This is a genomic window from Rhodococcus sp. NPDC006774, from assembly GCF_040636045.1.
GTDB lineage: Bacteria > Actinomycetota > Actinomycetes > Mycobacteriales > Mycobacteriaceae > Rhodococcoides.
This window is the reverse complement of sequence record NZ_JBEYIW010000029.1, coordinates 14,947-26,691: the sequence shown is the minus strand read 5'-3', so window position 1 is coordinate 26,691 and position 11,745 is coordinate 14,947. Positions and strand designations below refer to the sequence as shown.

Here is an 11,745-nt window from a genome sequence, read left to right as displayed (position 1 = left end):
GAGATCAGCTGTCGAGCTCGCGGGCGACGGCCCGAACCACCTCGGAGATGCGCTGAGCGATCTTGCGGTCCGGGTACTTGCCCTTGCGGAGCTCGGGCTGCACGGTCGCTTCGAGCAACGTGATCATGTCCTCGACCATCCCGTGCAGCTCGTCGGGGGTGTGCTTGCGCTCGACGGGTTCGCGGCGGGGGCTGCCGGTGTTCTGACGCACCGACGGTGCCGGCTCGAGCACTTTCAGGCTCAGTGCCTGCGGTCCGCGACGTCCCGCGGCCATACCGAACTCGACTCGCTGACCGGCTTTGAGGCCCTCGACGCCCTCGGGCAGCGCCGAGGAACGCACGTAGACGTCCTCGCCTTCCTCCTGCGAGAGGAATCCGAATCCCTTGTCGACGTCGTACCACTTCACCTTGCCGGTCGGCACTGAGCTCACCCGTTCATCTGTTGCTGTAGAAAGTTGCGTTGTTCGTGGGACCGATGTTCGGCCCGCACGAGTTTCGCGCCCCACGAGAACGTAGGACGCGAATACGTCAGTCTAGCGCGGTGATCCCGGATAGAGCATTCGAGTTGTTCCCTGCACTGCGCTCTTCACAGTGCCCCGTTTCGCACTACCGTGGTGTACGTGGACACAACGACCCGTAAGAGCAGCACCGCTCTGCTGCGCATCGCGCTGGCCCTGTTCGCGATCGGCCTCGTCGCCATCGTCGCGATCCTCATGTTTCCGATCTTCTCCGACGCCAAGCCCCCACTGGGGCTGTACCTGACGGCCATGTTCTCCGCGCCGACCGGCTTCGTGTTGGCCCTGGTGTACGCGCTGGCATCCGGACGAAGGGCGCGCTGACCATGCGGTTGATACTGAACGTCATCTGGCTGGTGTTCGGCGGCCTGTGGCTGGCGCTGGGCTACTTCCTCGCCGGACTGCTGCTGTGCATCCTGATCGTGACCATTCCGTTCGGCATCGCGTCGTTCCGCATCGGCGTCTACGCGCTGTGGCCGTTCGGGTCGACGATCGTGGACAAGCCGGGATCCGGGTCCGGCGCGCTCGTCGGGAACGTGCTCTGGTTGATCCTCGCCGGGTGGTGGTTGGCGCTGACTCATGTGGTCACCGCCGTCGCGATGGCGATCACCATCATCGGCATCCCGTTGGCGATCGCGAACCTGAAGATGATTCCCGTATCCCTGATGCCCCTCGGCAAGGACATCGTTGCCGTTCGGTGACCTTCCGAACCGCTTCCGGTCGATGTGACTTCCATCACATCACGCTCCGGTAACGGGTAGGCAACGGACAGGGGTTCAATGCCCGGCACGTCCACTAGCTGGGCCGACTCGAGAGACCCGAAAGAGGGACGAAATGCGCTCTCGACGACACCTCGAAATCGACAGTTACCAAATAGTGACGTAAGGCGGGAATTTCAGTACGGTCAGCAGCGGCCGGAAAGTTCGGCCGAATTCCGACCCGCAGCGCCAAACCTCGTCCCGCGGGAACCGGAACACCCTCGACGATCACCCAGGGGACGAGGACGGGGGACCCACGTCCTCCACGGACAACCGGGAAGTTGTAGCGACTCACGAAGTCGCACCGACTTCCCTTGGGGTGAAGCCCAATTGCCCACTCGCAGGAGTGAGCGAAAAGGCCGGGCTACCTCTCAGCCCGAACCCGACAGCTGACCTCGCAGGCGCGTGTGGAGAGGATTTCAACTCGTATGAGCGGACGTCATCGCAAGCCGAGCACCACTGGCAAGACCGTCGCAAAGGTCGCTGTCACCGGAGCCATCATGGGCACCGCAAGCATCGCCTTCACCGGCACCGCCAACGCGGCACCGGATTCCGACTGGGACCGACTGGCACAGTGTGAAGCCGGCGGCAACTGGGGCATCAACACCGGCAACGGTTACCAGGGCGGGTTGCAGTTCTCCCCCAGCACCTGGAACGCACACGGCGGCCAGCAGTACGCGGCCACGGCCAACCAGGCCAGCCGCGAAGAGCAGATCGCAGTCGCAGAGAAGGTCCTCGACTCGCAGGGCTGGGGCGCATGGCCGTCCTGCTCCTCGAGCCTCGGACTGAGCAGCGCGCCCACCGAGCGCAGCGTTCCGGTCACCCCCAAGGCACCGGAAGTTCCCGCACTGCCCGACCTGACGTCCATCCCGGCAGTCGACAACTCGGCCGAGGTCGTCGAGGGCATCGTCACCGCCGTCCAGAACATCACCAACGATCCGCAGATCGCCTCGTTCGTGCAGAACGCGGCCCAGGGCATCCAGCTCGATCCGCAGATCGTGAACTTCTACCAGGCCAACAAGGCATTCCTGCCTCAGTAAGCGCCCGCGACGGTTCAGCTCGTACGAAAAAAGCCCCCGACGGATGTCGGGGGCTTTTTCGTGCTCGAGTGCCGCAGCTAGCGATTGACCACGGTCACCGGATGGGCATAGGGGAGGTCTTCGACGGGCAGCGGGAACTCCGTGTCTTCGCCGAAGGGTGACAAGCCACCCGAGCGAGCGGACGAGAGTTCGGTCACCGCGTGGTCACCGCGAGCGGTTTCCGGCCAGCCTGGATCGACATAGGGCTTCTTCGACTTGTTCACCATGCGCCTATTTTGACACCTGCCCTGCGGCAAGCACCAGCCCAGGTCTCTAATCTGATAGACGATGACCGACACGACTGCGCACCGACACACCGACACGCCCCCGGATCTGCCTCAGTGGATCGCAGCTCGCAGCGACGCCGAGCTGATCAGGGCCATGTCGCTGCGTCCGGATCTGACCGCGCCGCCGCCCGCATCCCTGGCCGTGCTGGCCGGTCGGGCCGAGCAGCGCCGGTCGATCCTGCACACCGCGGACACCCTCGACACCCTGGCCCTGACGGTGCTCGAGATCCTCGCCATCGAAGAGGCGTACGAGCGGCCCGTCACCCGCGCCGCGCTGCTGGCCGTGGTCGCCAAACGCGCACCGGCCAAGAGCGTGGACAAGGCACTGGCCCAGCTGCGCGAACGCCTGCTGGTGTGGGGCGACGCAGCCGGTTTCCGGATCGGCGCCACAGCGGCGGACGCGGTGCCGTGGCGCATCGGCCGCGCTCTCGACCCGGTGGACAACCTCACCGAATCACACATCACCGCGGCCCTGGCCGAACTCGGTGACGGCGAACGCAGTCTTCTCGAGACCCTCGCCAGATCGTCCCCGACCGGCCGTACCCGCGACGCCGCACCGGGCACGCCGCCGGATCGACCCGTCCAGAAGCTGCTCGCCGCAGGCCTGCTGATCTGGTTGGACGAGCAAACCGTCGAGCTTCCCGTCCAGGTCGGGCAGATCCTGCGCGGCGAACCGATGTCGGACCCACGCTCGCTCGCCGAACCCAAGCTCGCCACCGGCACGTATTCGCTCGCCGATGTCGACGCCGCTGCCGCAGGAGAGGCACTCGAGCTGGGTCGGCACTGCGTCGCAGTGATCGAGGCACTGTCCGCTTCTCCTGCACCCGCTCTCAAGGCCGGCGGCCTCGGAGTGCGCGAGCTCCGCAAGATCAGCAAGGCAACCGGCCTCGACGACGACCGAGTGAGTGTCCTCGTCGAGTTGCTGGCGGCCGCCCATCTCATCTCGAGCGGAACACCGGACCCGGTTCCTGCGTCCGACAACGGCGACGACTACTGGGCGCCGACCCCTGCCGTCGACGCATGGCTCACCGCAGCCCCGGCGGCCCGCTGGCACACCCTCGCCTCCGCTTGGCTCGAAGTGCCGCGGGCACCGTGGGTCATCGGGATGCGTGACCCCAACGACAAGCCCATCGCCGCCCTGTCCGAGGAAGTCCGCTCTCCTGCCGCACCGCGGGATCGACGCATGATCCTGGAATTGCTCGCCGAACTCGGCAGTGGGCACGCAGCGCAGCCCGCCGACCTCGCCCGCACCCTGGCGTGGCGTCGACCCCGGTGGTCGGGGCGCTTCGGCGTCACGCCCGTCGGACATGTCCTCGCCGAGGCAACGGCTCTCGGCATCGTCGCCCGTGGGGCGATCTCGACCCCGGGCCGATCCCTGCTGCACGACGGCAATGCCGAGGCCGACATGCGTGCGGCCCTGCCCGAGCCCATCGACTACGTCCTGGTGCAAGCCGATCTCACGCTGGTGGCACCCGGCCCGCTCGAGCCGGACCTGCAGGATCGAATCGAACTGGTCGCCGATGTGGAATCCGCGGGCGCAGCCACGATGTACCGGATCAGCGACACCAGCCTGCGCCGCGCTCTCGATGTGGGACTGAGCGCCTCCGAGCTGCACACGTTGTTCGCCACCCACTCGCGCACGCCGGTGCCCCAGGCCTTGACCTATCTGATCGACGACGTGGCTCGTCGGCACGGCCGGCTACGAGCAGGCGTCGCCGCGTCGTTCGTTCGATGCGAGGATCCGGCATTGCTGGCCGAGGTGATGGCGTCCCCGGCTGCCGAATCACTGGCCCTGAGAGCACTGGCTCCGACTGTCGCGATCTCCCAGGCCCCGCTCGCCGAAGTGCTCACGGTCCTGGCCGGAGCCGGGTTCGCGCCTGCGGGCGAGGACTCGTCCGGCACCATCGTCGATCTGCGATCCCGCGGGTCGCGGGTATCGGCGAGGCGGCCACGCCAGGCGTTCCGCACTCCGGCCGTCCCCACCGAGGAACAGCTGGGTTCGTTGGTGCGCGGGATGCGCGCTGCCGACAGAGCAGCAGGCAACGGCGGCGCAGTGGTGCGGGCCGACGGATCTCGGGCCAGCAGCACCGCGACGATGACGCTGCTGCAGACCGCGGCGAAGGTCAAACGGAGCGTGAGCATCGGCTACGTCGATGCCCAGGGTGTGGCGACCCATCGCATCGTCGATCCGATCAGCATCGGCGGCGGCCAACTCGACGCGTTCGACCCCGCCACCGGTGGGGTTCGGCGCTTCACGCTGCACCGGATCACCTCGGTCGCGTTGGTCGAGTAGACCGGGCTCACGTGCACGCACGCCCCTACCTGTGGACAATGGAGAAGTTGCGCTCTTTCGGGCGCAGCAGATGTCTCTAGGAGGAACCCGTGACCGACGGCCCGCTGATCGTCCAGTCCGACAAAACGCTGTTGCTCGAGGTCGATCACGAACTCGCGGGTGCAGCGCGGGCGGCCATCGCACCGTTCGCGGAGCTCGAACGTGCCCCCGAGCACGTGCACACCTATCGCATCACCCCGCTGGCACTGTGGAACGCACGTGCCGCAGGCCACGACGCCGAGCAGGTGGTCGACGCGCTGGTGAACTTCTCGCGTTACGCGGTACCGCAACCGCTGCTGGTCGACATCGTCGACACCATGGCGCGCTACGGCCGGTTGCAGTTGGTCAAGAGCCCGATACACGGTCTGGTCCTGATCAGCCTCGACCGCGCAGTGCTCACAGAGGTGATGCGCCACAAGAAGATTGCGCCCATGCTCGGCGCGATGGTCGACGAGGACACGGTGATCGTGCATCCGAGCGAACGCGGCCACGTGAAGCAGATGTTGCTCAAGATCGGCTGGCCTGCCGAGGACCTCGCCGGCTACGTCGACGGAGAAGCCCACCCCATCGAGCTCGACACCGAGGGCGGCAACTGGACGCTGCGTGACTACCAGGAGATGGCGGCCGATTCGTTCTGGGCCGGCGGCTCGGGCGTCGTCGTACTGCCCTGTGGCGCGGGCAAGACGATGGTCGGCGCAGCTGCGATGGCCAGAGCCAAGGCGACCACGCTGATTCTGGTCACCAACACCGTCGCCGGTCGGCAGTGGAAACGCGAACTCATCGCACGCACCTCGCTCACCGAGGAGGAGATCGGCGAGTATTCGGGAGAGCGCAAAGAGATTCGCCCTGTGACAATTGCCACGTATCAGGTGATCACGCGTCGTACCAAGGGTGAGTACAAGCACCTCGAGCTCTTCGATTCCCGCGACTGGGGATTGGTGATCTACGACGAGGTGCATCTGCTCCCCGCGCCGGTGTTCCGGATGACGGCCGATCTGCAGTCGCGTCGACGCCTCGGCCTCACCGCGACGCTCGTCCGCGAGGACGGCCGCGAGGGCGACGTCTTCTCGCTGATCGGGCCCAAGCGCTACGACGCGCCGTGGAAGGACATCGAGGCACAGGGCTGGATCGCGCCGGCCGAGTGCATCGAGGTTCGCGTCACCCTCACCGATGCCGAGCGCATGTCGTACGCGGTCGCCGAGCCCGAGGAGCGCTACAAGCTGTGTTCGACGGCGCACACGAAGATCGCCGTCGTGAAATCGATCCTCGCCAAACACCAGGACGCTCCGACGTTGGTCATCGGTGCGTACCTCGACCAGCTGAACGAGCTCGGTGAAGCGCTGAACGCTCCGGTCATTCAGGGCTCGACCAAGAACAAGGAACGTGAAGTCCTGTTCGACGCGTTCCGCAAGGGCGAGATCCAGACGCTCGTGGTGAGCAAGGTCGCGAACTTCTCGATCGACCTTCCGGAAGCCTCCGTTGCGGTGCAGGTTTCGGGAACGTTCGGCTCCAGGCAGGAAGAGGCTCAGCGCCTCGGCCGACTGCTCCGACCGAAACACGACGGCGGTCAGGCGCACTTCTACTCGGTGGTCTCCCGCGACACCCTCGATGCCGAGTACGCAGCCCACCGTCAGCGTTTCCTCGCCGAACAGGGCTACGCCTACCGCATCACCGACGCGGACGATCTGCTCGGTCCGGCGATCTGAGACTTCGGGTCGGCTCGGTGCCGTGCTAGGAATACCTGTGTGCGCAAGTTCGAGTTCCCTGTAGACGTAGCCCACGCGAAGTCGGTCAACGAGACGTTCACCGAGCTTCGCCGGTTGCGGGCATCCGCAGCGCTCACCGCGGTGTTCCTGATCGCGCTGGGAGTGTGGTTCATCTGGATCGCGGCCCCGTGGTCGTACATCCTCGGCGTGGTGTTCCTGATCGGCGCGGCCACCTCGCTCTGGGTGATGCTGTGGGCGCCCCGAAAGATGGGTTCCATCGAATCGCAATATGCTGCAGGCGATCTGGTGCCGGCGGTGGTGGCCGAGAAGCTACCGAGTGGAGCAATACTGCTGGCCCTGGTCGATATCGCGAAGCCGGAGGTCGACGAGCCGCACTTCGTGTTGATCACCCGCGTCGTGCGGTCGCTTCCCGGCCACGCCGTCGAGCGGGGCGCACAGGTGCCCGCGGTGTCGGTTCTCGCGGACCGTGGCCGAAACACCGGCGGTCGAACGTGGCAGTTGGCCTCGGCGATGCCCATCGCATGGGGAACCACCGATCCGGCAGTCATCACACGCGCCGTCGAGGAGATCACCGAGGGCGAGTGGGCGTTGCTGCACGCCAACATCGGCCTGTCGGAAAAGGTCCGCACGGCCAAGAACCAACAGTTGCTCATCGATCCTGCGGATCTTCCCGACGACCTGCGCTAGATCCTGCAGCAACGACCTAAGCCAGTGCGGCGATCACTTCCCGCTCGAAGAGTTCGATGCCGGAGCGGTCGTAGGCCGCTTCGGGGAAATAGAAGATGCCGTACGTCATCCCTTGGTCCTGCAGCGCCGTCAGGTTCTCGACGATCTGCTCAGGAGTTCCCACGACGGGCATGCCGCGGTACGCGTCGAGTGCACTGTGCGCCTTCTCGGCACCCACGTACTCGGTCAGGCGAGCTTCGAGGGCGCGCAGTCTGTCTTCCACCTCGGCCTCGGTCGCGCCGATGGCGACGTTGTAGTTCGCCGAACGGACGATGGCATCGAAATCGGTACCCACGGTCGCGCAATGCTCGCGCAGCAGAGCAGATTTCGTGGCGAATCCGGTGGGGGTTCCGTCGAAGTTGGTGTAGTTCGCGTACTTCGCGGCGATCTTCAGAGTCACCTTCTCGCCGCCGCCCGCGATCCACAGCGGAATGCCTCCCTCCTGCAACGGTAGGGGTCGCACCACGGCACCGTCGATCTCGTAGTACTTGCCGTCGAGGAACACCTCTCCGGCCGTCCATGCCTGCTTGAAGATCTGCACACCCTCGTCGAGCCTGCCCAATCGTTCTCCGGCAGAGGGGAACCCGTAGCCGTAGGCGCGGAACTCGTGCTCGTGCCAGCCGCCTCCGATGCCCATCTCGACGCGGCCGCCGGAGATGATGTCGACGGTGGCAGCAACTTTGGCGAGGTAGGCCGGGTTGCGGTACGCCATCGCCGTGCACATCTGTCCCAGCCTGATGCGTGACGTGGATGCGGCCAAGGCGGACATCAGCGACCAGGCCTCGTGCGTCGCCTCGTCGGTCGCTGTCGGAACGGTGTGGAAGTGGTCGTAGACCCACAGAGATTCCCACGGACCGGCCTCGGCGGCGAGCGCGTGATCGCGCATCGCACTCCAGTGCCGGGCAGGGTCGATACCGACGAGATCGAGACGCCACCCCTGTGGCACGAACAATCCGAATCGCATGACAGGCACAGTACAGACGCAGGGCGAAGGACCGGTTCCGGTCTGTGAACTACGCTGCAGGAATGTCCGAGTTGTTCCCCTCGCGCACAGTGGCACGGTTGCGCCCGTTCGCATCGACGATCTTCGCCGAGATGACCGCTCTCGCCGTCGAGAAGAATGCCGTCAACCTCGGGCAGGGCTTCCCCGACACCGACGGCCCACCGGCCATGCTCGAGGCCGCGCGTGAGGCCATCGCCAGCGGCCTCAACCAGTACTCCCCCGGCCCCGGCATGCCGGTGCTGCGCGCTGCCATCGCCGACGACAGGGCGGCCAGATTCGGTCAGAGCTACGACCCCGATTCTCAGATACTCGTCACCGTCGGTGCCACCGAGGCGATCTCGGCGTCCCTCCTCGGTCTGATCGAGCCAGGCGACGACGTCCTGCTGATCGAGCCGTTCTACGACTCCTACGCGGCCGCCATCGCTCTTGCCGGTGCCACCAGGACCGCCGTGTCACTCGTCGCCGACGGCAACGGGTGGACCGTCGACACCGACGCCCTCGAACGCGCCATCGGGCCCCGAACACGCATGCTGATCGTCAATTCCCCGCACAACCCCACCGGCACGGTCTTCGACCGCGACACCATGATCCGCATCGCCGACATCGCGGTGGCACACGATCTGCTGGTCCTCACCGACGAGGTCTACGAACACCTCGTCTTCGACGGCCGCGTGCACACCCCTATCGCGACACTGCCCGGAATGTTCGAGCGCACCGTCACCGTGTCGAGTGCCGCGAAGACCTTCAATGCCACCGGATGGAAGACGGGCTGGGCGCTCGGCCCTTCCCGATTGATCGACGCCGTCCGCGCCGCCAAACAGTTCATGAGCTTCGTGGGCGGCACTCCCTTCCAGCCGGCCGTGGCCTACGCATTGGAGCACGAGCAGGCGTGGATATCGGCGATGCGCGACGGCCTGCAACGCAAACGAGACACGCTCTCGGACGCTCTCGTCGCCGCGGGAGCGGATGTGAAGTACAGCGCGGGAACGTATTTCGTCTGTGCCGACATCGCACCGATCGGGCGCGGTGACGCCTACGAGTTCTGCCGTGCCCTACCGGATCTGGTGGGCGTCGCCGCCGTTCCGGTCACCGCGTTCGTGGACGAGCCAGCTCCCTGGAAATCGTTGGTGCGCTTCGCTTTCTGCAAACAGGACGAGGTACTCGCCGACGCGGCCGAGAGGCTACGGAAGTTGTGACTCCGCAACCGACGATCCCGGCGTACTTCGTGAGGCAGGCCGTCGACCTCGCGACGAAGAGCGGAGTGGACCTGACCTACCCACTGTCGATGGCCGGCATCGGAGCCACCATCCTCGACAATCCGACGGAGCGTCTGACCACTCGGCAGGTCACCGCGTTCACCCAGGCCGTCTGGACGATGACCGGCGACGAACTGTTCGGTCTCGCCGCAGTACCGGTTCGCCGCGGGAGCTTTCGCGTGGTGTGCCAGACTCTCATACACACCGAGAACCTGTGGGCTGCACTGATTCGAATGTCCGAGACCATGCGGGTACTGATACCGGTGCGCCCCATGACGATCGATCGAACCGAAGAATCCACGGTCTTGACCGTGCACGTCACCCCCACCACCCATCTGAGCCCGGAAGGCAACCAACTCGCCGAGCGACTGCTGACCGACTTCCTGTTGATTCTGCTGCACCGATTCGCAGCGTGGCTCATCGGCAGCCGGGTCAAGCTTCTGTCGGTGCAACTGCCTTATGCGCTGCCGGGACCCGAGGCGGGAAAGATGTACGACGCCATCTTCGGAACCCACGTGGAGTTCGGAACCGAGCTCGCGACACTGGAATTCGACAGCGCGGTGATGCGGGCACCGATCGTGCAGACCGAGGCGAGTCTGGCGGAGTATCTCGCGGAGTCGCCCAATCTGCTGTTCTCGTCCCGGGATTACGACAGCACTGCGTCGAGCCAGGTTCGCCGCGCCCTGGAAACCGGTTTCAAAGGTGGCGCACCGGGAACCGACGAGATCGCGGCAATGCTGAACATCAGCCCACCGCACCTGCGACGAATCCTTCGGCAGGAGGGCACCTCCATCAACCAACTGCGCGAAGAGGTGCTGCGCGACGCAGCGATCTCCGGGCTCAGCCGCGGAGACAGCGTCGACGACATCTCTGCCCGGTTGGGCTTCTCCGAGCCCAGCGCGTTCCGCCGAGCCTTCAAGCGTTGGACCGGTCAGACCCCCGGCGCATACCGTCTCAGCTGACGCAGAACTCGTTGCCCTCGGGATCGGTCATCGTGATCCAGACACTGGGGCCCTGATGTCCTCGATGCAGCACCGACGCACCCCGTGCTTCCAGTTGCGTGACCACCGATTCACGCTCGTCGCCGACGCGGATGTCGAGGTGCAACCGATTCTTCTCCGATTTCGGCTCGGCCACCGACTGGAACAGCACCCGTGGGCTGCCGGGTGACTCGGGATCGACGATCGCCGCGCCCGCCTGCCACACCAGAACGCCCTCGAACGTGATCGTGTCCTCTTCGCGGGCATGGCCGGCAGCGACCATCTCACGGATGAAGTCCTCGTTGCTGGGTTCGACCTGCCAGCCCAGAGTCTGCGCCCACCATTTCGCCAGCGCATGCGGGTTCGCACTGTCGACGACGACCTGAAATCGATATCCCATGACGGCACGCTACCGCCGTTCGCTGGAAATGGGAACACACGTTCGATACAGTGGCGGTCATGTCGCTCGCCATGCAGGGCTCGTTGTTCGGTGACGCCGACGGTGGCGTCGGGTCGCTCGAGTCCGTCACCCGTCGCGAACTGACACTCGGGGCGTGGGTGGACGTTCGCCCGGGCTGGTTGGCCGATACCCACCTGTTCGATTCGCTGGTGGACGCCGTCGACTGGCGGGCCGAGCGCAGGCAGATGTACGACCGCGTGGTCGACGTGCCGCGCCTGGTTCGGTTCTACGCCGAGCGCGAGCGGTGGCCCGACGCCGCACTGTACGACGCGCGCGACGCCCTCGACGAGCACTACCGCGCCGAACTCGGTGAATCGTTCGCCACCGCCGGACTGTGCTACTACCGCGACGGATCGGACAGCGTCGCCTGGCACGGCGACAACATCGGCCGCAGCGCCACCGAGGACACGATGGTTGCGATCGTATCGCTCGGCGCCACACGACAACTCATGCTCCGACCGCGCGGCGGCGGAACCTCGCTGAAGTTCACGCTCGGGCACGGCGACCTGGTGGTGATGGGTGGCTCGTGTCAGCGGACCTGGGAGCATGCCGTACCCAAGTCCACCCGCGCGACCGGCCCACGCATCAGCGTGCAGTTCCGACCGCGCGGGGTTCGCTGACAC

13 protein-coding genes and 1 riboswitch are annotated in these 11,745 nt (G+C 65.9%); of the genes, 9 read left to right on the top strand and 4 right to left on the bottom strand.

All coding sequences use genetic code 11. The features are described from left to right. Positions 1 to 4 precede the first annotated feature (4 nt). The gene (locus ABZ677_RS25745; RefSeq protein ID WP_170945744.1) at positions 5 to 421 is read right to left on the bottom strand and encodes a cold-shock protein; all 417 of its coding nucleotides are present in this window, start codon (positions 419 to 421) and stop codon (positions 5 to 7) included. Between the two features lie 198 nt (positions 422 to 619). Here ABZ677_RS25745 and ABZ677_RS25740 point away from each other — a divergent pair, with 198 nt between their 5' ends. The 3 genes from ABZ677_RS25740 to ABZ677_RS25730 all read left to right on the top strand — a co-directional run bounded on the left by ABZ677_RS25740 (position 620) and on the right by ABZ677_RS25730 (position 2,312). Then, entirely contained in the window at positions 620 to 838 is a 219-nt protein-coding gene (locus tag ABZ677_RS25740) for a hypothetical protein (RefSeq protein WP_037188795.1), read from the top strand. 2 nt (positions 839 to 840) lie between these two features. Continuing rightward, entirely contained in the window at positions 841 to 1,215 is a 375-nt protein-coding gene (locus ABZ677_RS25735) for a YccF domain-containing protein (protein WP_037187421.1), read from the top strand. Positions 1,216 to 1,484: 269 nt separating this feature from the next. Further along, positions 1,485 to 1,692: riboswitch (cyclic di-AMP (ydaO/yuaA leader) on the top strand. An 8-nt stretch (positions 1,693 to 1,700) separates the two neighbouring features. Beyond that, positions 1,701 to 2,312, top strand: coding sequence for a transglycosylase family protein (locus tag ABZ677_RS25730; RefSeq protein WP_094739827.1), 612 nt, complete (start codon positions 1,701 to 1,703; stop codon positions 2,310 to 2,312). 77 nt (positions 2,313 to 2,389) lie between these two features. Here ABZ677_RS25730 and ABZ677_RS25725 read toward each other — a convergent pair whose 3' ends face one another. Further along, the gene (locus tag ABZ677_RS25725) at positions 2,390 to 2,578 is read right to left on the bottom strand and encodes a hypothetical protein (RefSeq protein WP_008719333.1); all 189 of its coding nucleotides are present in this window, start codon (positions 2,576 to 2,578) and stop codon (positions 2,390 to 2,392) included. A 61-nt stretch (positions 2,579 to 2,639) separates the two neighbouring features. On the opposite strand from ABZ677_RS25725, the gene ABZ677_RS25720 reads away from it, so the two are divergent. From ABZ677_RS25720 to ABZ677_RS25710, 3 genes are all read left to right on the top strand, one after another. Then, positions 2,640 to 4,931: a helicase-associated domain-containing protein gene (locus tag ABZ677_RS25720; RefSeq protein WP_358374534.1), complete on the top strand. Its 2,292-nt coding sequence runs from the start codon at positions 2,640 to 2,642 to the stop codon at positions 4,929 to 4,931. Positions 4,932 to 5,020: 89 nt separating this feature from the next. Beyond that, positions 5,021 to 6,676: a DNA repair helicase XPB gene (locus ABZ677_RS25715; RefSeq protein WP_037187427.1), complete on the top strand. Its 1,656-nt coding sequence runs from the start codon at positions 5,021 to 5,023 to the stop codon at positions 6,674 to 6,676. Between the two features lie 39 nt (positions 6,677 to 6,715). After that, entirely contained in the window at positions 6,716 to 7,384 is a 669-nt protein-coding gene (locus ABZ677_RS25710) for a DUF3239 domain-containing protein (protein WP_358374531.1), read from the top strand. 16 nt (positions 7,385 to 7,400) lie between these two features. Here ABZ677_RS25710 and ABZ677_RS25705 read toward each other — a convergent pair whose 3' ends face one another. Beyond that, on the bottom strand, positions 7,401 to 8,387 hold the full coding sequence (locus ABZ677_RS25705) for an LLM class F420-dependent oxidoreductase (protein ID WP_358374528.1): 987 nt from the start codon (positions 8,385 to 8,387) through the stop codon (positions 7,401 to 7,403). Positions 8,388 to 8,449: 62 nt separating this feature from the next. On the opposite strand from ABZ677_RS25705, the gene ABZ677_RS25700 reads away from it, so the two are divergent. Continuing rightward, positions 8,450 to 9,622 (top strand): pyridoxal phosphate-dependent aminotransferase, encoded by a 1,173-nt coding sequence (locus ABZ677_RS25700; RefSeq protein ID WP_358374526.1) that lies wholly within the window; start codon positions 8,450 to 8,452, stop codon positions 9,620 to 9,622. After that, entirely contained in the window at positions 9,619 to 10,644 is a 1,026-nt protein-coding gene (locus tag ABZ677_RS25695) for an AraC family transcriptional regulator (protein WP_037187437.1), read from the top strand. The genes ABZ677_RS25700 and ABZ677_RS25695 overlap by 4 nt, the downstream gene beginning before the upstream one ends. Here ABZ677_RS25695 and ABZ677_RS25690 read toward each other — a convergent pair. Beyond that, a complete protein-coding gene (locus ABZ677_RS25690) occupies positions 10,637 to 11,062 on the bottom strand; it encodes a VOC family protein (protein WP_358374523.1) in 426 nt (141 codons plus the stop codon). The genes ABZ677_RS25695 and ABZ677_RS25690 overlap by 8 nt on opposite strands. Positions 11,063 to 11,121: 59 nt before the next feature. Here ABZ677_RS25690 and ABZ677_RS25685 point away from each other — a divergent pair, with 59 nt between their 5' ends. Continuing rightward, on the top strand, positions 11,122 to 11,742 hold the full coding sequence (locus ABZ677_RS25685; protein ID WP_037187441.1) for an alpha-ketoglutarate-dependent dioxygenase AlkB: 621 nt from the start codon (positions 11,122 to 11,124) through the stop codon (positions 11,740 to 11,742). The last annotated feature ends 3 nt before the right edge of the window (positions 11,743 to 11,745 follow it).